Origin of the sequence: Crossiella sp. SN42 (genome assembly GCF_023897065.1) — a bacterium.
In the GTDB taxonomy this organism is placed as follows: Bacteria; Actinomycetota; Actinomycetes; order Mycobacteriales; family Pseudonocardiaceae; genus Crossiella.
This window is the reverse complement of record NZ_JAMHIV010000002.1, coordinates 199,210-222,219: the sequence shown is the minus strand read 5'-3', so window position 1 is coordinate 222,219 and position 23,010 is coordinate 199,210. Positions and strand designations below refer to the sequence as shown.

General features: G+C 71.9%; 23 protein-coding genes. 8 read left to right on the top strand and 15 right to left on the bottom strand.

What is annotated here, in order from left to right; all coding sequences use genetic code 11:
• The first annotated feature begins 121 nt into the window (after positions 1–121).
• Positions 122–1,558: an alpha/beta hydrolase gene (locus M8C13_RS03700; protein WP_252479017.1), complete on the top strand. Its 1,437-nt coding sequence runs from the start codon at positions 122–124 to the stop codon at positions 1,556–1,558.
• A 23-nt stretch (positions 1,559–1,581) separates the two neighbouring features.
• Positions 1,582–2,058 (top strand): GNAT family N-acetyltransferase, encoded by a 477-nt coding sequence (locus tag M8C13_RS03695; protein ID WP_252479016.1) that lies wholly within the window; start codon positions 1,582–1,584, stop codon positions 2,056–2,058.
• Here M8C13_RS03695 and M8C13_RS03690 read toward each other — a convergent pair.
• Both M8C13_RS03690 and M8C13_RS03685 read right to left on the bottom strand, forming a co-directional pair.
• Positions 2,051–2,518, bottom strand: coding sequence for an AAA family ATPase (locus M8C13_RS03690; protein WP_252479015.1), 468 nt, complete (start codon positions 2,516–2,518; stop codon positions 2,051–2,053). The two genes, M8C13_RS03695 and M8C13_RS03690, sit on opposite strands and share 8 nt — an antisense overlap.
• A 10-nt stretch (positions 2,519–2,528) precedes the next feature.
• Entirely contained in the window at positions 2,529–4,817 is a 2,289-nt protein-coding gene (locus tag M8C13_RS03685; RefSeq protein ID WP_252479014.1) for a glycoside hydrolase family 95-like protein, read from the bottom strand.
• 225 nt (positions 4,818–5,042) lie between these two features.
• Here M8C13_RS03685 and mutA point away from each other — a divergent pair, with 225 nt between their 5' ends.
• From mutA to meaB, 3 genes are read left to right on the top strand one after another with little or no spacing between them, the layout of a single operon-like run.
• Positions 5,043–6,962 carry a methylmalonyl-CoA mutase small subunit gene (mutA, locus tag M8C13_RS03680; protein ID WP_252479013.1) on the top strand — a complete coding sequence of 640 codons (1,920 nt, stop codon included), beginning with the start codon at positions 5,043–5,045 and terminating at the stop codon, positions 6,960–6,962.
• A complete protein-coding gene (scpA, locus tag M8C13_RS03675) occupies positions 6,962–9,172 on the top strand; it encodes a methylmalonyl-CoA mutase (RefSeq protein ID WP_252479012.1) in 2,211 nt (736 codons plus the stop codon). Before mutA ends, scpA begins: the two co-directional genes overlap by 1 nt.
• Positions 9,172–10,167: a methylmalonyl Co-A mutase-associated GTPase MeaB gene (meaB, locus tag M8C13_RS03670; protein ID WP_252479011.1), complete on the top strand. Its 996-nt coding sequence runs from the start codon at positions 9,172–9,174 to the stop codon at positions 10,165–10,167. Before scpA ends, meaB begins: the two co-directional genes overlap by 1 nt.
• An 833-nt stretch (positions 10,168–11,000) precedes the next feature.
• Here meaB and M8C13_RS03665 read toward each other — a convergent pair.
• The 12 genes from M8C13_RS03665 to M8C13_RS03610 form a co-directional block, all read right to left on the bottom strand.
• Positions 11,001–12,563 carry an alpha/beta hydrolase gene (locus M8C13_RS03665; RefSeq protein ID WP_252479010.1) on the bottom strand — a complete coding sequence of 521 codons (1,563 nt, stop codon included), beginning with the start codon at positions 12,561–12,563 and terminating at the stop codon, positions 11,001–11,003.
• Positions 12,564–12,638: 75 nt separating this feature from the next.
• Positions 12,639–13,727: an ATP-dependent DNA ligase gene (locus tag M8C13_RS03660; protein WP_252479009.1), complete on the bottom strand. Its 1,089-nt coding sequence runs from the start codon at positions 13,725–13,727 to the stop codon at positions 12,639–12,641.
• A 40-nt stretch (positions 13,728–13,767) separates the two neighbouring features.
• On the bottom strand, positions 13,768–14,364 hold the full coding sequence (locus tag M8C13_RS03655; protein ID WP_252479008.1) for an alkaline shock response membrane anchor protein AmaP: 597 nt from the start codon (positions 14,362–14,364) through the stop codon (positions 13,768–13,770).
• Entirely contained in the window at positions 14,361–14,894 is a 534-nt protein-coding gene (locus tag M8C13_RS03650; protein WP_252479007.1) for a DUF6286 domain-containing protein, read from the bottom strand. The genes M8C13_RS03655 and M8C13_RS03650 overlap by 4 nt, the downstream gene beginning before the upstream one ends.
• 4 nt (positions 14,895–14,898) lie before the next feature.
• Entirely contained in the window at positions 14,899–15,252 is a 354-nt protein-coding gene (locus M8C13_RS03645; protein WP_252479006.1) for an Asp23/Gls24 family envelope stress response protein, read from the bottom strand.
• Positions 15,249–15,428 carry a hypothetical protein gene (locus M8C13_RS03640; protein WP_252479005.1) on the bottom strand — a complete coding sequence of 60 codons (180 nt, stop codon included), beginning with the start codon at positions 15,426–15,428 and terminating at the stop codon, positions 15,249–15,251. Before M8C13_RS03640 ends, M8C13_RS03645 begins: the two co-directional genes overlap by 4 nt.
• A 14-nt stretch (positions 15,429–15,442) precedes the next feature.
• Entirely contained in the window at positions 15,443–15,712 is a 270-nt protein-coding gene (locus M8C13_RS03635) for a hypothetical protein (protein WP_252479004.1), read from the bottom strand.
• A gap of 3 nt (positions 15,713–15,715) precedes the next feature.
• Positions 15,716–16,003 carry a hypothetical protein gene (locus tag M8C13_RS03630; protein ID WP_252479003.1) on the bottom strand — a complete coding sequence of 96 codons (288 nt, stop codon included), beginning with the start codon at positions 16,001–16,003 and terminating at the stop codon, positions 15,716–15,718.
• A complete protein-coding gene (locus tag M8C13_RS03625) occupies positions 16,003–16,467 on the bottom strand; it encodes an Asp23/Gls24 family envelope stress response protein (protein ID WP_252479002.1) in 465 nt (154 codons plus the stop codon). Before M8C13_RS03625 ends, M8C13_RS03630 begins: the two co-directional genes overlap by 1 nt.
• Before the next feature lie 91 nt (positions 16,468–16,558).
• Positions 16,559–17,146: an anti-sigma factor gene (locus tag M8C13_RS03620; protein WP_252479001.1), complete on the bottom strand. Its 588-nt coding sequence runs from the start codon at positions 17,144–17,146 to the stop codon at positions 16,559–16,561.
• Positions 17,143–17,685 carry an RNA polymerase sigma factor gene (locus M8C13_RS03615; RefSeq protein ID WP_252479000.1) on the bottom strand — a complete coding sequence of 181 codons (543 nt, stop codon included), beginning with the start codon at positions 17,683–17,685 and terminating at the stop codon, positions 17,143–17,145. The genes M8C13_RS03620 and M8C13_RS03615 overlap by 4 nt, the downstream gene beginning before the upstream one ends.
• Positions 17,682–18,443, bottom strand: a complete 762-nt coding sequence (locus tag M8C13_RS03610; protein ID WP_252478999.1) for a pyrimidine reductase family protein — start codon at positions 18,441–18,443, stop codon at positions 17,682–17,684. The genes M8C13_RS03615 and M8C13_RS03610 overlap by 4 nt, the downstream gene beginning before the upstream one ends.
• Positions 18,444–18,600: 157 nt before the next feature.
• On the opposite strand from M8C13_RS03610, the gene M8C13_RS03605 reads away from it, so the two are divergent.
• From M8C13_RS03605 to M8C13_RS03595, 3 genes are read left to right on the top strand one after another with little or no spacing between them, the layout of a single operon-like run.
• The gene (locus M8C13_RS03605; RefSeq protein ID WP_252478998.1) at positions 18,601–18,885 is read left to right on the top strand and encodes a hypothetical protein; all 285 of its coding nucleotides are present in this window, start codon (positions 18,601–18,603) and stop codon (positions 18,883–18,885) included.
• 28 nt (positions 18,886–18,913) lie between these two features.
• Entirely contained in the window at positions 18,914–19,945 is a 1,032-nt protein-coding gene (gene zapE / locus M8C13_RS03600; protein ID WP_252478997.1) for a cell division protein ZapE, read from the top strand.
• 42 nt (positions 19,946–19,987) lie between these two features.
• Positions 19,988–21,610: an ABC-F family ATP-binding cassette domain-containing protein gene (locus tag M8C13_RS03595; protein WP_252478996.1), complete on the top strand. Its 1,623-nt coding sequence runs from the start codon at positions 19,988–19,990 to the stop codon at positions 21,608–21,610.
• A 4-nt stretch (positions 21,611–21,614) separates the two neighbouring features.
• On the opposite strand, the gene M8C13_RS03590 is transcribed toward M8C13_RS03595, so the two are convergent.
• Positions 21,615–22,967 carry a DUF2252 family protein gene (locus M8C13_RS03590; protein WP_252478995.1) on the bottom strand — a complete coding sequence of 451 codons (1,353 nt, stop codon included), beginning with the start codon at positions 22,965–22,967 and terminating at the stop codon, positions 21,615–21,617.
• Positions 22,968–23,010: the final 43 nt, after the last annotated feature.

Here is a 23,010-nt window from a genome sequence, read left to right as displayed (position 1 = left end):
GCCCGTTCGGATGGCCATTCCGGGGCTCACCCGGTGGAGTTGTGCGACTCCTGTGCGGATGTGATGAGAGCCCCCGCCGAGTCCTTGCCCGCGGGCCGCGCCGGTCCCGAGACTGTCCGATATGGACAGACGCTTCCCGGTCATCGTGGTGCTGGCGCTGGCTTGCGTGGCCTGCGCCACACCACAGCCGGTCGCCGCGGGTGGCCTGGCCTGGGGTGACTGCGCGCCGTTCGCCGGGGACGCCGAGCGCAAGGCCGCCTTCGACCGCCGCTCGCTGGACTGCGCCGCGCTGGAAGTCCCGCTGGACCACGCCAAGCCGGACGGCCGCAAGATCAAGCTCGGGCTGCTCCGGCAGCGCGCCACCGACCCGGCGCGGCGGATCGGCTCGCTGGTGTTCAACTTCGGCGGCCCCGGCGCCTCCGGCATGGCCCAGCTCGCGGACCTGGGCGGCAGGCTGGCCAAGCGGGGCGACGAGGTCTCCGCCCGGTTTGACCTGGTCGGCTTCGACCCCAGGGGCATCGGCGCCTCCGAGCCCGCGCTGCGCTGCCTGACCGGCCCGGAACAGGACGCCCGGCGCGCGGAGCCCGTCGACTCGTCCACCCCGGAGGGTGTGACCGAGCAGGAAGCCAGGAACAAGGAGTTCGCGGACAAGTGCGCCGAGCGCACCGGCCGGGAGGAGCTGGCCCACCTGGGCACCAGGGACGTGGTGCGCGACCTGGACCTGCTGCGCGCCGCCCTCGGCGAGCAGAAGCTGAGCTACGTCGGCTACTCCTACGGCACCAAGATCGGCACGGTCTACGCCGAGACCTTCCCGGCCAGGGTGCGCGCGCTGGTCCTGGACGGCGCGGACGACTTCGGCCTGACCGGCAAGCACGCCGAGCAGGGCGACGGCTTCGCGGAGAGCTTCCTCAGCTACGCCAAGGACTGCGCCGGTCGCCAGGCCTGCCCGGTCGGCGACGACCCGGCCGGGGCAAGGGAGCGCCTGGACGCCCTGACCGAACCGCTGGGCAAGCGCCCACTGCCGGTCGGCGACCGGAAGCTGTCCGCCGAGGACGTCTCCGATGCCGTGGACCACCTGCTGTACCACTCGAAGAGCTGGCCGCGGCTGACCGAGGCCATCGAGGGCCTCAAGGCGGGCGACGGCACCGAGATGCTGGCCGTGGCCGACGAGTACCACGGCCGCCGGCCGGACGGCAGCTACGACGGGAACCAGGACGCGCTCACCGCGGTCAACTGCCTGGACGCGCCGCCGGTGAAGGACAAGAGCAAGGTCGACGTGCTGGACGTGTGCGCCTTCTGGGCCGCGCCGAACACCATGGGCCCGCACCGCCCCAAGACCGACGGCGCGCCCACCGCCGTGGTGGTCTCCACCACCGGCGACCCGGCCACCCCGCACGACTGGGGCATCGCGCTGGCCGAGGCGCTCAAGGCCCGCCTGGTCACCTTCGAGGGCGAGCAGCACACCGTCTACCTGGAGGGCAAAACCTGCGTCGATCGGCCGGTGACCAGGTACCTGGTGGATGGCATGCTGCCGCCGGAAGGCCTGCGCTGCAAGTAAACCGGTTGCCGGGACACCGGCGGATGGAGAGAGTCGGAGACATGATCGGGCTGACCGCGCTGAGCACCCGGGACTGGGCACGGTGGCGGGACCTGCGGCTGGCCGCGCTGGCCGAGGCGCCTGCCGCGTTCGGCACCAAGCTGGCCGACTGGGCGGACGCGCCGGAGCAACGCTGGCGGGACCGGTTGGCCGAGGCCGACCTGAACCTGGTGGCCGTGCTGGCCGGCCGGGACGCCGGGATGGTCAGCGCGACCCGGACCGGGCAGTCGACGGTGAAGCTGCGCTCGATGTGGGTCGCCCCGTTCGCCAGGGGGCGCGGGGTCGGGGACGAGCTGATCCGGGTCGCGCTGCGCTGGGCCGAGCAGCGCGGTGCGACCAGGGTGACGCTGGATGTCATGGCGGACAACAAGAGCGCGGCCGCGCTGTACCGGCGGCACGGGTTCGCCGACGACCGGCTGGTGGACAAGGGCGGCTGGATGGAGCTGGTGATGGTCAGGTGAGCGCGACCAGCCGCCGCGCCACCTCCGCGACCGGGGCGCGGGTGTCGATCTCCAGGGTCGCCGACTCCCGGAGCAGCGGCTCGACCAGCTCCAGGTTCGCCAGGATCGCGGCTCGTTCCGCCGGGTCCTTGCCGTAGGGGTTGTCCGTGCGCGCCGCGATCCGCGCCAGCAGCACCTCTGCCGGTGCGCTCAGCAGCACGACGTGGTCGAACAGCGGGTAGAAGCCGACCTGGTTGGTCTTGCAACCGGCCACGAAGAGGCTGCCCTCTCCGTGGCCGGTCAGCAGGTCGGTGATGGCCTGCTCGCGCCACACCCAGTCCGGCTCGCCATCGTCGTCGGTGACCCAGTGGCTCCACTCGTCGGTGTCGGTGTCGACCACCCGGTGCCCGAGCTCGCCGAGTGCGGACAGGGCGGTCGACTTGCCGGTGCCGGACATGCCGGTGAGCAGAACCTTGGTCACACCACCAAACCTAGGGCAGTCCCCACTGCGGCGCGGCGGCGTTGGCCGGGACGTCGCGGGGGCGCAGGTCGGGGTGGTGGCCGCGGCGGGTCACCACCGCGGTCTGGCCGCGGCGCAGGGTCACCGAGATCCGGCCGGGACCGGTCTGCCGCCAGCGCAGCGGCAGGCCCAGCTCGGAGCGGACCTGGATATCGCCGGGGATGCCGTGTGCCAGCTCAAGGGGTTCGCCGGCCTCGCTGTGCACCCGGACCCACTCGGTGGCCCCGTCCCGCCGGGAGGCGTCCACCACAAACGCGCCCTGGGCGCGCAGGCCGTCGATGGCGGCCTCCCGCCAGGTGGAGGGCACCGCGGGGAAGACCTTGACCACGCCGGAACCGCTGTCCAGTAACAGGTGCAGCACCGACTCCGCCGCCGACAGCGGGCTTTCCAGCGCGAGGTTGTTGCCCTCCACGTACATCGTGTTCGGGGTCAGCTTGGCGATGCCGATCACGTTGCCGTCCAGCAGGTGCCGGATGTGGCCGAGCGCGGTGTCCGCCTGGCCCATCAGCGCGCACATCATCGCCGCCGCCGGGTAGCTGTACCCGGCCCAGGCCGAGCGGTCCTTGCTCCACTGGTCGTAGGTGCGCCGGATCAGGTCGCGGTCGCCGGTCTCCCAGCTGACCTCGCGCAGCGGGTGGAACCAGAGCATGTGCGAGAAGTGCCGGTGCGAGCCGTGCAGGGTCACGTTCTCGCCGATCAGCACGCCCTGCTCGTTGCGGTGGTAGGGCACCAGCTTGGCCAGCACCTCCCGCCAGCGCGGGGCCAGCGGGTCGTCGACGCGCAGCTCTCTGGTGGTCTCCAGCAGGGTGCGCGCCGCCCAGCGGATCAGGGACAGGTCGTAGGTGGCGTCCACCGCGTCGGCGAACTCCGGTGAGCGGGTCAGCGGCAGGTGCAGCAGGCCGTCCGGGCCCGGCTTGAGGAAGTGCAGGTAGAAGTTGAGCGCCTTGCGCAGCAACGGGTACAGCACGTCCCGCTGGATCCGGCGGTCCATGCTGTGCCGGTAGCTGAGCCAGACGTTGTGCAGGCCCCAGATCAGGTTGCCGGTCTGGTCGGTCTTGGTGGAGGTGCCGGGACGGCCGACGGTGGCGTTGCCGGGAATCTCCGCGCCGAGCTTCGGCCCGCCGGAGCGCAGGGTGCGGTCGCCGGGGTGGGCCAGCGCGTAGGTCTGGCCGTCGCGCAGCTCCGGCGGCACCGAGAACTCCAGGTTCTTGTGGTGCTTGCGGAAGGTCTGCGTCACCGCGTCCAGCTCGGGGTGGTTGGCGATGCCGGCGAACGGATAGGTGATCTGCACGTTGAGGTTCCACCACACCGCGGTCCAGCTGCCGCCGCCCTCCGGGAACCACGGGCCCCACTCGCTGGTGACCGGCGCGTTCTCCCTGGTGGCGCAGGCCATCTTGTACAGCTGGATCCAGTAGAAGCGCTGCACCCACTTGTCCGGCACCGAGACCAGGCTCCTGGAGTGGAACCGGTGCCACCACGCGCGGTGGGCGAAGACCAGCGGGTCCAGCCCGGCCAGCTGGGCGTGCCGGACCGCGGTGACCGCGTCCCCGGTGGAGGTGGACTGTGGAAACCCGTAGGCCACGGTGGCCGCCAGCAGCCGCCTGGTGCCGATACGCTTTTCCTGCCAGGCGGTGGTGTAGCCACCCCCGGCGTGCAGCGGCTGCTCCACATAGGACACCCCGGCCGAGCTGCCGGTCCGCGGGTCCGGGTTGGCGGTGTAGTCCGGTGGGATCCGGATCTGGCGGGTGGTCTTGGACGGCATCGCGGTGAAGCCCCACGCGGCCGCCTCCTCACCGGCGTTCGGGCTCAGCGAGACCAGCAGCACGCCCCGGTCGTTGTGCACCAGCGCGCGGAAGCTCAGGCTGCCCGCGGTGGTGGTGACCGTGCCGGAGAGCTCGGCGTCCCACAGGTCCAGCTGCCAGTCGACCGCGGTGACGGTGCCGGCCAGGGTGAGGGTCAGGTAGCCGATCGGCAGCCGGGACAGGCCGACCGCGGCCTCCCACTGCGGCCGCTGGTCCTGCACCTCGCTGTGGCTGAGCATGAACCGCAGCTCGTTGGCGTTGGCACCGCGGTAGACCTGCACGCCGAGGAAACCGTTGGCCAGGAAGGGCGCGTCCTGCCAGCTGGTGGGCAGCTTGCGCCAGAGCATGCGGGCGTCCCGCGCGATGTCGCGGTGCACGTTCTTGGGTCCGAACGCCTCGGCGGAGGGTTCGGCCCACGCGGTGGTCGCGGCGGTGGTCCAGCCAGCGCCGAGAGTCACGAGTCCGGCGGCGGCCGAACCACGGTGGAGGAAACGTCGCCTGGAAAGGGGTGACATGGGGGCGAATCATACGATGTTTACCTGGACTTTGGGGTGCTTCGTTTGGCGTATTCCCAGTTCACGGACTTGAACGACACCCCAGTCATCCGATGACTGGAAAAGTTAGGGGTGGGTCGGGCCACGACTAAGGGTTTCTGGCCGCGCATCCTGGCTACGATCCGCTGCATGACTTTGCCTGGCGAGCAGCTCACCCTGGCCGCGGAGTTCCCGCAGCCAGAGCTGGGGCAGTGGCGGGAGCTGGTCGCGGGCGTGCTCCGCAAGTCCGGCGCTCTATCGATGCTCGACCCCGCAAGCGGGTCTTCGGCAGAGCTGCCGGATTTCCCGGAATCCAGGCTCGCCCGCACGACCTATGACGGCATCACCGTCAATCCCCTGTACACCCGCGAGGACGCGGCCCCGGAGACCGGTCTGCCCGGACTTGCGCCGTACACCAGGGGCAGCAAGCCGGAGGGCGCGGTTCCGGGCGGCTGGGACGTCCGCCAGCGGCACAGCCATCCCGATCCGGCCACCAGCCGCGAGGCGGTGCTGGCGGACCTGGAGAACGGCGTCAGCTCGCTCTGGCTGACCCTCGGCGGGGACGCGCTGCCGATCGAGGCCCTGCCAGGGGTGCTGGACGGGGTGTACCTGGACCTGGCCGCGATCGTGCTGGACGCGGGCCCGGAGACCGAGGTCGCGGCCGAGGCGCTGTTCGCGCTGGCCGCCGAGCGCGGGGTGCCCGACGGCGAGCTCTCCGGCAACCTGGGCGCCGACCCGCTCGGTCTGCGCGCCCGCACCGGCGCGGACACCGACCTCGGGGCCGCCGCCGCGCTGGCCGCCAGGGTCAGTGCGAAGTACCCGAGGCTGCGCACGCTGACCGTGGACGGCACCGTCTTCCACGACGCGGGTGGCTCGGACGCCGAGGAGCTGGGCGCCTCGCTCGCGGTGGCCACCGCCTACCTGCGCGCGCTGACCGAGGCCGGGCTGGACATCGACGCCGCCTTCGCGCAGCTGGAGTTCCGCTACGCCGCCACCGCCGACCAGTTCCTCACCATCGCCAAGTTCCGCGCCGCCCGGCGGCTGTGGGCCAGGGTCGGCGAGGTGTGCCAGGCGAGTGCGCCCGCGCAGCGCCAGCACGCGGTGACCTCCTCGGCGATGATGACCGCCCGCGACCCGTGGGTGAACATGCTGCGCACCACGCTGGCCTGTTTCGGCGCGGGCGTGGGCGGGGCGGACTCCGTCACGGTGCAACCCTTCGACGCCTGCCTGGGCCTGCCGGATGACTTCGCCAGGCGGATCGCGCGCAACACCCAGGCGCTGCTGGTGGAGGAGTCGCACGTGGCCAGGGTGATCGACCCGGCTGGCGGTTCCTACTACGTGGAGCGGCTCACCGAGGACCTGGCGCAGGCCGCCTGGGCCTTCTTCACCGAGATCGAGCGGGCAGGCGGGTTCGAGGCGGCGCTGGCCGACGGGCTGATCGAGCAGCGGCTGGCGGCCACCCAGGCCAAGCGCGCCAAGCGGATCGCGCACCGCAAGGACGCGATCACCGGGGTCAGCGAGTTCCCGAACCTGACCGAGAAGCTGCCGGTCCGCGCGCCGAACCCGGCCCCGCCCACCGGCGGGCTGCCCAGGGTCCGGTACGCGCAGGAGTTCGAGGACCTGCGCACCGCCTCGGACAATGCGCCGCGGCGGCCCGCGGTCTTCCTGGCCACGCTGGGCTCGGTGGCCTCCTACACCGCGCGCGCCACCTTCGCCGCGAACCTGTTCCAGGCAGGCGGTATCGCCACCCCGGACAGCGGCCCCGGCACCGATCCGGCGGCGATCGCGGCGGCGTTCAAGGACAGCAGCGCGAGCGTGGTCTGCTTGTGCGGCAGTGACAAGAGCTACGCCGAGCACGCCGCCCCGGTGGCCGAGGCGCTGAAAGCCGCTGGCGCGCAACGGATCTGGCTGGCCGGCAAGCCCGGTGACCGCGCCGAGAGCGACCGGGCCGCGGGCATCGACGACTACCTCTTCGCCGGTTGCGACGCACTCGGTGTCCTCCGCAGCACGCTCACTGACCTAGCCGTGGACCCGCTCGCGGGGTCGAGCATTGATAAGGTGGCTTTCTGATGCCGCGCAACCTGATCCCCGACTTCGGCCAGGTCGACCTGGGCGTCCCGGCCGCCGCCGCGGACCCGGCGAGCTGGCGGTCGGCGCTCACCGAGGCCACCGGCAAGGACGCCGAGAACCTGGTGTGGGAGACGCCGGAAGGCATCACGGTCAACCCGCTCTACACCGCCGCGGACACCGAGGGCCTGGACTTCCTGGGCACCTACCCGGGTATCGCGCCGTACCTGCGCGGGCCGTACCCGACCATGTACGTCAACCAGCCGTGGACCATCCGCCAGTACGCGGGTTTCTCCACCGCCGCGGAGTCCAACGCCTTCTACCGCCGCAACCTGGCCGCCGGGCAGAAGGGCCTGTCGGTGGCCTTCGACCTGCCCACCCACCGCGGCTACGACAGCGACCACCCGCGGGTGCCCGGTGACGTCGGTATGGCGGGCGTGGCGATCGACTCGATCTACGACATGCGGCAGCTCTTCGACGGCATCCCGCTGGACAAGATGAGCGTGTCGATGACCATGAACGGCGCGGTGCTGCCGGTGCTGGCGCTCTACATCGTGGCCGCCGAGGAGCAGGGGGTGGCGCCGGAGCAGCTGGCCGGGACCATCCAGAACGACATCCTCAAGGAGTTCATGGTCCGCAACACCTACATCTACCCGCCGCAGCCCTCGATGCAGATCATCTCCGACATCTTCTCCTACACCTCGCAGAAGATGCCCCGGTACAACTCGATCTCCATCTCCGGCTACCACATCCAGGAGGCCGGGGCCACCGCCGACCTGGAGCTGGCCTACACCCTGGCCGACGGCGTGGAGTACCTGCGGGCCGGCCGGGACGCGGGCCTGGACATCGACGCCTTCGCCCCCCGGCTGAGCTTCTTCTGGGCGATCGGCATGAACTTCTTCATGGAGGTCGCCAAGCTGCGCGCGGCCCGCCTGCTGTGGGCGAAGCTGGTCAAGCAGTTCGACCCCAAGAACGCCAAGTCGCTGTCGCTGCGCACGCACTCGCAGACTTCCGGCTGGTCGCTGACCGCGCAGGACGTGTTCAACAACGTGGTGCGCACCTGCGTGGAGGCGATGGCCGCCACCCAGGGGCACACGCAGTCCTTGCACACCAACGCCTTGGACGAGGCGCTGGCGCTGCCCACCGACTTCTCCGCGCGGATCGCCCGCAACACCCAGCTGCTGCTGCAACAGGAGTCGGGCACCACGCGGGTGATCGACCCGTGGGGCGGCAGCAACTACGTGGAGCGCCTCACCTACGACCTGGCCCGCCGCGCGTGGAGCCACATCGAGGAGGTCGAGGCCGCGGGCGGGATGGCCAAGGCCATCGACGAGGGCATCCCGAAGCTGCGCGTGGAGGAGGCCGCGGCCCGCACCCAGGCGCGCATCGACTCCGGCAGGCAGCCGGTGATCGGGGTGAACAAGTACCGGGTCACCGCGGACGAGGCCATCGACGTGCTCAAGGTGGACAACGCGGGCGTGTACGCCCAGCAGGTGGAGAAGCTGCGCCGCCTGCGCGAGGAGCGGGACAGTGCAGCCACTCAGTCCACTTTGGACGCTCTGACCAAGGCGGCCGAGGACGCCGCCAACGGCCGCCGCGAGGCTGGTCTCGACCGGAACCTGTTGGCACTGGCCATCAACGCGGCCCGCGCCAAGGCCACCGTCGGCGAGATCTCCGACGCGCTGGAGAAGGTCTACGGCCGCCACTCCGGCCAGATCAGGGTGATCTCCGGGGTCTACCGGGAGGAGGCCGGTGCGGTGAGCAACATCGAACGCACCCGCAGGGCCGCCGAGGCCTTCGAGGAGGCCGAGGGCCGCAGGCCGCGGATCCTGGTCGCCAAGATGGGCCAGGACGGTCATGATCGCGGCCAGAAGGTCATCGCCACGGCATTCGCCGACCTGGGCTTCGACGTGGACGTGGGCCCGCTGTTCCAGACCCCGGCCGAGGTGGCCCGCCAGGCCATCGAGGCCGACGTGCACATCGTCGGCGTCTCCAGCCTCGCCGCCGGTCACCTCACCCTGGTGCCCGCCCTGCGGCAGGAGCTGGAGTCCCAGGGCCGCGAGGACATCCTCATCGTGGTCGGCGGCGTGATCCCGCCCCAGGACTTCGACGAGCTGCGCGCCGCCGGTGCCACCGCGATCTTCCCGCCCGGCACCGTGATCGCCGAGGCCGCCCTGGACCTGCTGAAGGTCCTGACCGACCAGCAGGGCTGATGCGCGGCAACATCGACGTCGGCACGTACGCCGAGGGAGTGCTCGCGGGCGACCGGTCCTGGGTCGCCCGCGCGGTCACCCTGGTCGAGTCCAGACGAGCCGACCACCGCACCACGGCCCAGAACCTGTTGGCCGAACTACAACCCCACGCAGGCAAGGCCCGCCGCATCGGCATCACCGGCGTCCCAGGTGCAGGCAAGTCCACCTTCATCGACACCCTGGGCAGCCGCCTCACCGCCGAAGGCCACCGGGTAGCGGTGCTGGCGGTCGACCCGTCCTCCACCAAGAGCGGCGGCAGCATCCTGGGCGACAAGACCAGGATGACCCGCCTCTCCGCCGACCCCAACGCCTTCGTCCGCCCCAGCCCCACCGCCGGAACCCTTGGCGGAGTGGCAAAAGCGACCCGCGAAACCATCGTGGTGATGGAAGCAGCGGGCTACGACGTGGTCCTGGTGGAGACGGTGGGCGTGGGCCAGTCCGAGGTCACCGTCGCCGACATGGTCGACACCTTCCTCCTGCTCACCCTGGCCCGCACCGGAGACCAGTTGCAGGGCATAAAGAAGGGCGTCCTGGAACTGGCCGACGTTATCGCCGTCAACAAAGCGGACGGCGACCACGCCAAGGAAGCCGCCCGCGCCGCCCGAGAACTAGCGGGCGCACTCCGATTGCTGCGCTCGGCAGACGCCACCTGGGACACCCCGGTCCTCACGTGCAGCGCCCGCGACGACCAAGGCATCGCCGAGGTCTGGGCGCAGGTGACCCGCCACCGCGACCAACTCGACGCCGCGGGCGAGCTGGAAGCCAAGCGCCGCAACCAGTTGCTGGGCTGGACCTGGGCGATGGTGCACGACCGGCTGCTGCACGAGCTGCACAGTCACCCGGGAGTCCGGGAGCTGGGACCGGCGCTGACGAAGCAGGTGGCCGAGGGCACGGTGACCCCAGCCCAAGCGGCACAACGGATCCTGGACACCTTCCAACAGGGCAAAGAAGGCTGAGCGACCAAGAACCAGCGACGGGGTGGCTTTTCAAACGTCCACCGAAGTCTTGAGGTTCCCCATGCCCGTCAACCTGGAGACATCGCACCACATCCCAGCGAGCAGACGCTCACAGCAACCGCCGCCAAAGCCACGCCACGTGACGGCGGCTGCTCGCTGGGATGTGGTTCGATTTCGGAAGGTTGACGGGCATGGGGAACCTCAAGACCCGCTTGCGTCTTGGCCTTTGACTTTCCCCCCCATGCTTTGATCTCTGCCCGTCCGGCGAGGACGCTCTTGACTGTCGCTTGAAAACCCAAGACAAAGATCAAAAGAGTGTCCTCGCCGGACGGGCAGACCCCCGGAGGGTGGGACAAGTCAACACCCGGACAAGCAGGTTGCGGGGCGGGGTTTGTGTTGCCGACGAGCGAACCAGCGTGCTCGCGGCCCTCTCGTCTTCTCCGCACGACCTTCCGACAGCAAACCACATCTCATCGAGCGGCCCCGGTCACGTTGCGAAGCTAGGGCGGCGGCAGGTTGCAGGGGCCGCTCGATGAGATGCGGTCAGCAGTCTCCAGGCCGTACGGAGAAGACGAGAGGCCCTCTTCGTGGGTTTTCACCCGGATTCGAACGCGGTTTGTAGTGCAGAAACGTCACCGTTTTGTGCGCAGCCGTCACGCTGGTGGCGGTACGAACTGAACAGGAAAGTTGCTTACCGTAGTTATGCAGGCACAGCAATATGATCATCGGAGGCTGCTATGGCAGGTTGTGGTTGTTGCGCCAAGTGCACCGGCTGCGGGGACAACTGCTGTCCCAACTGCTGAACTCACGAGCCGAGCGGTGTGCCTTCCCGGTCACGGGGGGCACACCGTTCCGTTTGCCGGGGCCTTGCCCTCGACCAGGTACAGCCTGCTCGCCTCGTTGACGCAGCTGGACCGGGCGAACGCGCCGTGGCCCGCGCCCTGCCAGTTGACCTGTACCGCCGTGGCCAGTGCCTCGGCCGTCTTGGTGGTGCCCGCCAACGGGGTCACCGCGTCCTTTTCCGTGCCCAGCACCAACATCGGCGGCGCTTCCGGCGCGCGGGGGATGGGCAGGGGCTGGGCGGGCACCGGCCACGGCATGCACCAGGCCAGCTCGTGTGCGCTCAGCGCGCCGAAGATCGGGTACTTCGCCGTCCACTCCTGGGCCAGGGTGGCCGCGCGCGCGGGGTCGACCCTGGTCGTGGTGTCGTTGCAGGTGGTGACCAGGCCGCCGTCCAGGCGGATCATGTCGCGGTCGGGGCCGTTCCACAGTGGCAGCACGAAGGATTCCAGGCCGCTGGCGTCGCCGTCGCGGGCCTTGGTGATGGCCTCGGCGAGCTCAGGCCAGCGGGGGCGGTCGGCCAGGCCGGCGGCGATGGCGCGCAGCGCCGTTCCCGACTGGAAGGTGATGCGGGCGCCGCGCAGGGGCTGGCCGCGCAGCTTGGCCACCAGGTCGTTGACCACCTGGTCGGGGGTGGCGCCCAGGGGGCAGCCGCGGGTGGCGCAGTCGGCGGTGAAGGCGGCGAAGGCGTCCTTGAGGCCGCTGGCGCGGGCTTCGGCCTGGCCCACCGCGTCGACCGTGGGATCGGGGGAGCCGTCCAGGATGAACCGGCCCACCTCGTCCTGGTAGCGCTCGGCGAAGACGGTCAGCACCCGGGAGGCGTCGCCGCGAGCCACCGCGTTCAGCTGGGGCACGCCCAGTGCCTCGCGCAGCGCGTTCATGTCGTTGGCGGTGCGCGCGGTGTCGAAGGCGCCCAGCTGCTCGTCCAGGTCCAGCATGCACTCCTGGGCGGCGTCCCTGGTGGTCTCCAGCAGCTCGCCCAGGGCGCCGGCGTCGGTGACCGCCGGGTCGAAGCCGACCATGGCGCTGCGGGAGGGCTGGTTCACGCAGCGCACCGCGTCGGAGTCGCCGGTGCCGCGCCGGTCCACGCCGATCAGGTGGAAGACGTCCAGGATCTCCTTGGGCAGCTGCGCGGCCAGCCGCACCGCGTACAGCGAACCGGGCTCGCCCATGGCGTCGTTGAGCACCACCAGCGGGTGCTTGCCCTCGCCGACCTTGGTCAGCTGGATCCGGGTGTTGCCGCGGCCCGGCCTGGTCGGCGAGTCCAGTGTGGTGGACAGCTTCGCGCAGCCGACCCGCAGACTGTTCGGACTGCCCAGCTTGCGGTTCACCGTGTCCGTGCAGTCCACAAAGGACAGTCCGACGTCCTTGGGCTCGGTCAGCGGCGGGATCGGCTTGGCCGGGGCGGAGGTCGGCGGCGGACCGCCGGGGCCCGCGCCACTGCCGTCGTGCGCGACCGCCGGCCGGTCCGAGGGCCCGACCGCGCAGGCGGACAGGACCAGTGCGGACACCGCGGCCATCGCGCCGACGCTGATGGAGGCTCGACGGCGCGGCACTGATGATCTCCCCGGGTCCGGTGACAGGCTGACCGCAGCTTCGCACGGCCGGGGTGAGGCCAGGGTGAACGCGCCTCAGGCGGGCTTGACCTCGCCGCCGAGGACCGAGTCCAGGTCGTACTTGGCGGGCTGGTCGAGCTGGTCGTAGCGGCAGGAGTCCGGTTCGCGGTCCGGGCGCCAGCGCAGGAACAGGCCGTTGTGGCGCAGCCGGGCCGGGAAACCGCCCTCGGTCTGGGTGTAGGCGATCTCCACCACCCGCTCCGGGCGCAGCGGCAGCCAGCTCTGCTCGTTGCTGCGCCAGCGGTTGATCGCGCCGGGCAGCCGCTGGCCCTCGGTCTCGCCGGTCAGCCAGGGGTGGTTGTCCTCCGCGCCCTCGCGCAGCTCGGCCAGCTCCTCGACCAGGGCCTTGCGCTTGGCCGCCGGGAAGGAGCCGATCACGCCGACGTGGTGCAGCACGCCCTTGTCGTCGTAGAGCCCGAGCAGCAGCGAGCCGACCGCGGTGCCCGGCTCGGTCTTGACGTGCCAGCGCAGCCCGGCCAGCACGCAGTCCGCGGTGCGCGCGTGCTTGATCTTCAACAGGGTGCGCTTGCCCGGCGCGTACGGCCCGTCCGCGGGCTTGGCGATCAGCCCGTCCAGACCCGCGCCCTCGAACAGGGTGAACCACTCGCGGGCGGTGGCGATCTCGGCCGTCGCCGGGGTCAGGTGCACCCGATCGCCGCTGACCTGCTCGAACAGCTTCTCCAGCCGGGCCCGCCGCTCGGTGAACGGCAGCTCCAGCAGCGTGTCGTCGCCGTGCGCGAGCAGGTCGAAGGCGATGAACCGGGCCGGGTGCTGCGCGGCCAGCAGGGTGATCCGGCTGGCCGCCGGGTGGATCCGCTCGGTCAGCGCGTCGAAGTCCAGCTCGCCGTCCACCTCGACCACCAGCTCGCCGTCGATGACCACCCGGTCCGGCAGCCCGGCGCGCAGGAACTCCACCGCCTCCGGGAAGTACCTGGCCAGGTCCTTGCCGGAGCGGGACTGCAGGAACACCGAGTCGCCGTCGCGGAAGACCACGCAGCGGAACCCGTCCCACTTCGGCTCGAACAGCAGGCCGTCGCGGTCGGGCACCTCGTCCACCGGGCTGGCCAGCATCGGCTGGACGGGCGGGGTCAGCGGCAGCGTCATGCGGGCCATCATGCCTGGTCGCAACCGGTTGCGCAGCCGTTCACCGCACCCGCTGACGACGCGCGCTGTCCAGTTCGAGGCGCACCGCGGTCGGCAGCGTCTCCACCCCGAGACAGGCCCGCGCCCGGCTCAGCACGGTCTGGTCCAGCTGCTGCCACACCGCGCGCACATCGGTGCCCTCGGCCAGCCACAGCGACAGCCGTAGCGCGGGCCGCTCCACACTGCCCACCAGCCGCGCGTGCGCCCGGCTGACCCCGTCCACCCTGGCCGCGTCGGCCCGCACCGCCTCGGCGAACGCGCCGGAGGTGATCGTCACCCGGCTCGGCCCGAACCCGTCCAGCCGCAGATCGGGCCGGGTCTCCGGGCGCAGTGAGCGCACCACCCAGCGCAGGCCCAGCACCAGCACCAGCAGCCCGAGCGCGATACCGACGCCGAGCACCCAGGGCCGGTGCGCGAGCAGCCAGTCCCTGATCATCGGGTCCAGCACCGGCCGGGCCGCCCGCCCGGCGCCCAGCCACCCGGAGCCGAGCACCAGCGCGCCGACGCCGAGCAGGATCGCCAGCACCCCGGCGCCGCCGGTCAGGACACGTTCGGCGCGGGCGGAACGGGCCACCGCGGCCGCGGATCGGGTGCTCATCGGCGCTCCTTCGGCGAAGCCACCACCACGGACACCTTGGGGGTGCGCGGCAGCGGCAGATCGGTCACCACGGTCCTGGTCACTTCTAGGACCCTGGGCCGCAGCTCGTTCTTGGCCAGCAACCGGCTGGCCGCGCGCACCCGGACCTTGGCCACCGAGGCGGTCACGGTGGCCGAGCTGACCCCGTCCTCGGCGCGCACCCTGGTGCCCACCAGCCGGGCCAGCGAACGCGGCGAGGTGGTCACGGTGACCTCCGGCGCCGGATCGGCCAGCCGGACATCGCGCCGCCGCGCGCCGGTGGCCACCCACAGCAGCACCAGCCCGAGCAGCAGCAGCCCGCCGGCCACCAGCCTGGTCACCGTCGCGGTCCAGTCCACCGAACCCAGTGCCGCGGCCCAGTCCCGCCAGGGGACCAGCACGTGCTCGCCGGGTTTCCAGGCGGCCCAGGCGAACTCCACCGCGAGCAGCGCGCCCGCGGCGGCCAGCGCCAGTCCCAGCAGGGTCGACAGCAGTCGCACGATCAGCCGCATCACGTCACTCCACCCTCGGCCGGGTCTCCGGCAGCAGCGCGGAGACGGTCACGTCCACCACCCGCACCCGGTACCCGGTGATCCGCTCGACCTCGTCGCTGACCGCCACCCGCACCGCGTCCACAGTGGACCGGACCGGGGCCGGGTAGCGCAGCGCCAGGTCCAGCCGCACGTCGATGTCCTGGCCGGCGAGGGTGAGCCGGGCGCTGGCGCCCTGCTCACCGATGCCGACCCCGGCCAGCTTCCGGGGCACGCGCAGGGTGCCGGGCACCCCGTCCGCGCTGTGCTCGACCACCTTGCGCAGCACGCCGGGGTCGATGCTCAGCCCGCCGCGGTCCGCCGGATCGGGCTGGCTCACCGGTCCTTCCCACGGCCGAGCAGCTCGCCGAGGTCCAGCTCGCCGTCGAGCACCCGGCCCACGACCAGGCCGATGGCGCCGACGAGCACGGTGATCAGGAAAGCGGTGAACCCGCCGAGGGCGCCTGCCGCGCCGAGGACGAGCCCGGCCAGCAGGCCGGTCTGGGTGCTGTTCACGTCGAACCCACTCCTTAGTTCACCCGGGGCGGGCGCCTGCGTTTCGCCCGCCACCGGCCGATCCGGGTGGCGATACCGCGGATTCCCCGCGGTGTCACCACAATCTCCACCGGCGCGTCGAACCGATCGTCCACTTCGGACTCAGCCTCGGCCTGCCGCCGCCGGTAGGCCGCCACCGCGGCGGCGAAGGCCGCCGGGTCGCCGCCGACATCGGGGTGGTGCCGCCGGACGTACTCGCGGAAGGCCGCCCGGTCCGCCGGGGGCTCGCCGCCGGTGTCTGCCATCGGCTACTCGCCGGGCTCCACCACGTCGACCACGGTGATGTCCACCGGCACCGCGCCGGTCACCTGCCGCACCCGCTGGCGCAGCTCGGTGACCACCTCCGGCAGCGGTTCGCCGAAGCGCAGCACCACCCCGACCTCCACCGGTTCGCCGTCCCCGGTGCTGCGCACCCCGATCACCTTGCGGCCGGGCAGGTACGAGAGCACCTGCCCGTACGCGCCGCCGTGCAGCGACACCACGCTCGGGTGGGTCAGCACGACCTGGGCGATCCGGTCCGCCAGTTCGGCCGTCATCATTCGACCCTGGTGTTGGTCTCGCTGTCCTCGTCTTCCTCGCTGGGCAGCTTGATGTCGTTGACCGCGATGTTGACCTCGATCACCTCAAGGCCGGTCATCCGCTCAACCGCGGTGATCACGTTGCGTCGCACCGCCTTGGCCAGGTCCACAATGGACGCGCCGTACTCGACCACGATGTCAAGGTCGATCGCGGCCTGCTTCTCGCCCACTTCGACCTGCACGCCGGAGGTGGCCGAGGTGCCGCCGCCGGGGATGCGCTCGCGCAGCGCGCCGAAGGCCCTGGAGACCCCGCCGCCCATCGCGTGCACCCCGGAGATCTCCCGGGCGGAGATACCGGCGATCTTCTGCACCACCGAGGCGGAGATGGTGGTCTTGCCCTGCGAGGTGTCGTCAGCCAGCCGGGCCGGGGTGTTGCCGCCGCGGGCGACGGGCACGGACTCGGTGGTGGTGGACTGCGCCATGGGGACTCCTTCGCATCGTTTCGACGTCAGGTGTTCGTCCTGTACCTGACATCGGTTCGGATGCCCCGTGGCTCCACCGCATCGCGGTTTGTCACTCGAACTGGGGAAGTCCGATACCCGGTCGGGGAGGCAGCACGTCCACGACCTCCACGGCGACCTCCGGCGCGGCGGTGTCCAGCGAGCCGGCCAGCCGGGCGCGCAGGTCCTGCCGCAACCGCTGGGCGATCAGGTCCGCGGCCACCCCGTAGCGCACCGACACCGACACGGTGATCGCGGCGCCGTCGCCGGTGAGCCCGCGCAGGTGCACCCCGGGCAGCTCGTGCACGGCCTCCACCGCGAACTGGCGGGCCAGCGTGAGCACCGCCCGCGCGGACACGGTCAGCGTGCCCTCGCCCTGGTCCAGCTCGGCGTCCGCGGCGGAGAACACCCCGCGCAGCCCGCGCACCCCGGCCAGCATCCGCGCGGCCAGCCCGTCCGGGATCGGCACCGGGGCCTTGGCCGCGGCGCGCACCGCGCCCCAGCGGCCGTCCAGCGCGCCCAGCTCGGCCTGGCAGTGCGGGCAGTCGCGGGCGTGCGCGGCCAGCTCGGCGTCGGCCGGTTCCAGCTCGCCGTCGACGACCAGCGCCAGGAGGTCACCGCGCAGACGGCCGCACGGCAGGGCCGCGTTCGCTCCGGTCATCGCAGTTCCTCCAACTTGGCGAGCAGAGCCACCCTGGCGCGGTAGAGCCGGGAGCGCAACGTCGGCACCGGCACATCCAGTACCTCGGCCACCTCCTCATAGCTGAGCTCCTCCAGCTCACGCAGCACCAGCGGGACCCGCTGGCTGGGTTCGAGAGTGGCGATCGCGCGCAGCACCAGGCCGGTCTGCTCGCTGCGCAGCGCGGCCCGTTCCGGGTCGGCCGCGACATCGGTCATCGCGGGCTCGACGGTGTCCTCCAGCGGCACGGTCGGCCGCCGTTTGCGCAGGTGGGCCAGTGCGGTGTTGGTGACCACCCGGAACAGCCAGGTGGTCGGCGCGGCCTCGCCGCGGAAGCGGCCCAGCCCGCGCCAGGCCGACACCCAGGCCTCCTGCACCACGTCCTCGGCCTCGGCCGGGTCGCCCACGATGCGCAGCGCGATCCGGTACATCCGGTTGGTGTGCCGCCGGACCAGGTCGTCGAAGGCCGTGTCGTCCCCGCGTGCCGCCGCGGCGAGCAGGTCGGTGTCGGCCCTGGTCACGGTTGGTCCCGTAGGTAGCGCAGGAACAGCGCGCCGTCCTCGTGCAGCACCGAGTCCAGGCGCAGCGAGCGGGGCGCGTCCGGGTGCGCGCCGTGCGCGATCCGGGTGGCGTCGCCGGAGGTCAGCAGCGGGGAGACGGTCAGGCACACCTCGTCCACCAGGTCGGCGGCGATCAGCGAGCCGAACAGGGTGGGCCCGCCCTCGCAGTCGATCCGGCGCATCCCGCGCCGGTCCAGCTCGCCGAGCACCACGGCCAGGTCCACGCTCGCCTCGCCGGTGAGCACCACCTCCGCGCCCGCCGCGGTCAGCGCCGCCCGGCGCTCGGCAGGCGCGTTCGCGCAGGTGAACACGATCGGCGGCACCCTGGTGTCGGTCAGCAGCGCGGACTCCGGGTCCAGCGCGCAGGTGGTGGTGACCAGCGCGATCGGCGGTGCCGCGGACAGCCCGTGCCTGGCCCGGCGGGCCCGCCGCTGCGCGCCGGGCTTGGCGCCCGCGTAGCCCTCGATCACCGCGGTGCGCAGCCCGACCAGGATCACGTCGGCCAGGTCCCTGGACAGCAGGAAGATCTCCTTGTCCAGCTCGGTGGACAGCCCGCGGGAGCGGCCTTCCACGGTCACCGCACCGTCCACACTGGACACGAAGTTGACCCGCAGCCAGGGCCGGGTCAGCCCGTCCGGGTAGGCGTAGCGCGCTTCGAGCCCGCTCTCGTCGGCGGGCGTCCTGACAGCGGGGGAGTTCGAGGGCCAGAGCCAGTCCACGCCTCTATCTGAGCACGGGACCCCCTCGGTCCGCTCGCCGGGCGGTGCGGGCGGCCAGGTCACGATGTGAGAAGGACCACCGGCGAGTGGTCCGGAAGGCGTGTTTTGCTCGTATCCAGGGTGAGAGGTTTCGACGCCGATGTCGGGGACGGTGCCCGTGGAAGACCTCAGTCAGAAGAAGCGGACGGACTCGTTGTTACCGGCGGCCGCGGTGCTGCTGGCCTGCTGCGCGGCCGGGGTGCTGGGCCTGACGCCGGCGTTCGGCCTGCTGGTGGCGGTGGCGGTGGCCCTCGGCGGGCTGGTGGTCGGCGGCATCGCGCTGGTCCTGCTGGACCGGATGGCGGTGTGGCGGCCGGTGCCGACCGGGGTGGCCGCGGCGCTGATGGGCCTGCTGGTGGCCGCGCTGGCCGGCCAGCTGCTGCTGTGGGCGGGCCTGCACTAGCCACCCTGCGGCCGGATACGCTGCCGGAATGTCGAGCGCGCGCCTGGTGGATCGTCGCCCGGAGATCGACCCGGCGGACCTGGTGGCCGGGATGGTCCCACCGCCCCGGTTCGACGCGGTGCGCTTCGAGACCTACCTGCCCAACCCGGAGGAGCCCAGCCAGGCCGCCGCGGTCGAGGCCGGGCAGGCCTTCTGCGCCAAGGTGATCGCCGGGCCGCCGCGCAAGTCCTGGATCGGCGGGCTGTTCGGCGCCAAGCCCGCCACCGTGGCCAAGCCGGGGCTGTACTTCGACGGCGGGTTCGGGGTCGGCAAGACGCACCTGCTCGCCTCGGTGTGGCACGCGGTGCCCGGCCCCAAGGCCTACGGCACCTTCGTCGAGCTGACCCACCTGGTCGGCGCGCTGGGCTTCGCCGAGGCGGTGCGCAGGCTGTCTGAGCACCGGCTGCTGGCGATCGATGAGTTCGAGCTGGACGACCCCGGCGACACCACCATGGTCACCCGGCTGCTGCGCGAGGTGACCGACGCCGGGGTGTTCGTGGCGGCGACCTCGAACACGTTGCCGGACAAGCTCGGCGAGGGCCGCTTCGACGCGGAGCTGTTCCTGCGCGAGATCCAGGCGATGTCGGCGAAGTTCACCGTGGTCCGGGTGGACGGCCCGGACTACCGGCACCGCGGCCTGCCGCCCGCACCGGACCCGGTGCCCGCCGCCGAGCTGGACGCGCTGGCCGCGGCCCGGCCGGGGTCCACTGTGGACGATTTCGCCGAGCTGTGCGCGCACCTGGCCACCCTGCACCCGTCGAAGTACGGGCGGTTGCTGGACGGGGTGCGCGCGGTGCACCTGCGCGAGCTGCACGCGGTGCCGAACCAGGACGTGGCGCTGCGCGTGGTGGTGCTGGCCGACCGGCTGTACGACCGGGCCATCCCGGTGGTGGTCTCCGGGCAGCCGCTGTCGGAGCTGTTCACCGAGGAGATGCTGCGCGGCGGCTACCGGAAGAAGTACCTGCGCGCGGTCTCCCGCCTGGTCGCCCTTTCGCGCGACGCCGCGGCCGCCGGGCGGTAAAGCGTTCGCCAGCCGCCCCGGCGCTCGGGCACCATCGGCGACGTGGGTTATCTCGAGGCAGGCGGCCTGTCCTATGTCCTGCCGGACGGGCGCGAGTTGTTCGCCGAGGTGTCGGTGAAGGCCAGTGCCGGTCAGGTGGTCGCGCTGGTGGGCGCCAACGGCGCGGGCAAGACCACGCTGCTGCGCATCCTGGCCGGCGAGCTGAAGCCGGTGGAGGGCAGCGTGTCGGTGCAGGGCGGGCTGGCGGTGATGCCGCAGTTCGTCGGCTCGGTGCGCGATGACCGCACGGTCCGCGACCTGCTGCTGGCGGTCGCGCCGGAGCCGATCAGGGCGGCCGCGGCCGAGCTGGACGAGGTCGAGCTGAAGCTGATGGACACCGACGACGAACCCACCCAGCTGCGCTACGCGGCCGCGCTGGTCGCCTGGGGCGAGGTCGGCGGCTACGAGGCCGAGGTGCTCTGGGACACCGTGACCGTGGCCGCGCTGGGGGTGCCGTTCGACCGGGCGCGCTTCCGCGGGGTGAAGACCCTCTCCGGCGGTGAGCAGAAACGCCTGGTGCTGGAGGTCCTGCTGCGCGGCCGGGAACAGGTGCTGCTGCTGGACGAGCCGGACAACTACCTGGACGTGCCCGGCAAGCGCTGGCTGGAACAACGACTGTCCACTTCGGACAAAGCGATCGTGCTGGTGAGCCACGACCGGGAGCTGCTGGCCCAGGCGGCCACGCACGTGGTCACCGTGGAGGGCCACTCGGCCTGGACGCACAGCGGCAGCTTCCGCACCTGGCACGCCGCCCGCGAGGCGCGCTGGGACAAGATCGCCGAGCTGCACCGGCGCTGGGAGGAGAAGCGCCAGCAGCTCAAGGAACTGGTCCGGATGTTGCAGCAGAAGGCCGAGTACAACGACGGCATGGCCTCGCAGTACCAGGCCGCGCAGACCAGGCTGCGCAAGTTCGAGGAGGCCGGCCCGCCGCCGGAGCTGCCCACCGAGGAGAAGCTCACCCCGCGGCTGCGCGGCGGCCGCACCGGGCTGCGCGCGATCACCTGCGCGGGCCTGGAGCTGACCGGGCTGATGAAGCCGTTCGACACCGAGATCTTCTTCGGCGACCGGGTGGCGGTGCTGGGCTCCAACGGCTCCGGCAAGAGCCATTTCCTGCGCCTGCTCAACGAAGATCCCTCGGTTGTCCACAGTGGACTGTGCAAGCTGGGGGCCAGGGTGGTGCCCGGCCTGTTCGCCCAGACCCACGACCACCCGGAGTGGCTGGGCAAGACCCTGGTCGAGCTGCTGTGGACCGGCGAGGACGGCCGCACCGGGATGGACCGCGGCCGGGCCATGTCCGCGCTGCGCCGCTACGGCCTGCACACCAGCGGCGACCAGCGGTTCGAGACGCTCTCCGGCGGCCAGCAGGCCCGGTTCCAGATCCTGCTGCTGGAGCTGTCCGGGGCCACCCTGCTGCTGCTGGACGAGCCCACCGACAACCTGGACCTCACCTCGGCCGAGGCCCTGCAGGAGGCGCTGGACCAGTTCTACGGCACGGTGGTCGCGGTCACCCACGACCGCTGGTTCGCGGCAGGCTTCGACCGCTTCCTGATCTTCCGCGCCGACGGCACGGTCAGCGAGGCGGACGCGCCGGTCTGGGACGAGACCAGGGTCCAGCGCGCCCGCTGAGGAGTCAGTCCCGGTCCTCGATCTCCGCGGTGAGCTCGCCGCGCTTCACCGCGGCCGCCAGCTCGGCGTGGTCGGCCTCGGTGGCGTCGGCGTAGCGCACCGCGTAGCGGGCCACCGCCTCGTCCAGCTCGTCGTCCTCGCCGCAGTAGCCCGCGAGCAGCCTGGGATCGGCCGAGCGGCAGTGCGCCCTGGCCAGCAGCGCGCCGGCCAGCCTGCCGTAGTCGTCGAGGTGGTCCTTGCGCAGCGCGGTCGGGTCGATGTCGCCCTTCATGTTGCGGAACTGGCGCACGATGTAGTGCCGCCCGTCCACCGTGGTCCAGCCGAGCAGGATGTCCGTCTCGGCCTGCACCAGCCGGGCGCCCTCGACCACCCGCTTGCCCTCGTGCTCGTAGGCCGGGATGTCCAGGTACTGCGCCAGGCAGGACGGGTTGGCCTGCTTGACCTGGAGCACCAGCGCGTCGTCCTCGTTGCCGTGCAACAGGACCAGGTAGTTGCGCAGGCCCACGCTGCCGGTGCCGACCACCCGGAAGGCCACGTCGGCCACCCGGTAGCGGCGGATCAGGTTGCGGCGGGACTCGCGCAGGGTGCCGACGTAGGAGTCCAAGCTGGCCGCGACCGACTCGGCGGTGGGCCCGCTGACCTGCCTCAGCACCGGCAGCTCCTCCACGAACCGCCAGTGGTCCCGCTCCACCTGCCTGGTCCACTTGGCCGCGACCTTGCGGCTGGTGTTCTTGCGCGCCTTCTTCGAGGCCTTCTCGAAGTCGTCGAGCAGCTCGTCCGCCTTGACCTTGCTGATCGTGGAGGCGTCGGCCAGCGCGTTCCAGGACTCCAGGAACGGCAGCTCGGCCAGCCGGGCCATGGTCTTGCGGTAGGCGCGCACCGCGTCCTCGGCGGCCTTGGCGCAGCCGTCCTCGGAGACCCCGCCCTCGCGGCCGGCCAGCACCAGGCTGGTCGCCAGCCGCTTGAGGTCCCACTCCCACGGGCCGGGCACGGTCTCGTCGAAGTCGTTGATGTCCATGACGATCCGGCCCTCGTTGGTGCCGAACAGCCCGAAGTTGGCCGCGTGCGCGTCCCCGCAGATCTGCGCGCTGATCCCGCTGGCCGGGGTGGCGGCCAGGTCCGCGGCCATCAGCTCGGCCGCGCCCCGGAAGAAGGCGAACGGCGAGGCCAGCATCCGCCCGACCCGCAGCGGCACCAGTTCCGGCAGCCGGGGCGCGTTGCTGGCGTGCACGAACTCCACCGCCCCCGGCCGGTTGGCGCCCAGCGCGGCGTGGTCGTGCAGCCTCGGCCGCACCTCCTCCCGCAGCGCACGACCCCTGGCAAAGACCTCGCTGGGCTTGACCCAGTCGCGCGACACCGCGCTCTCTCCCCTATCCACCCCGCCATCATCCCCCTAACGT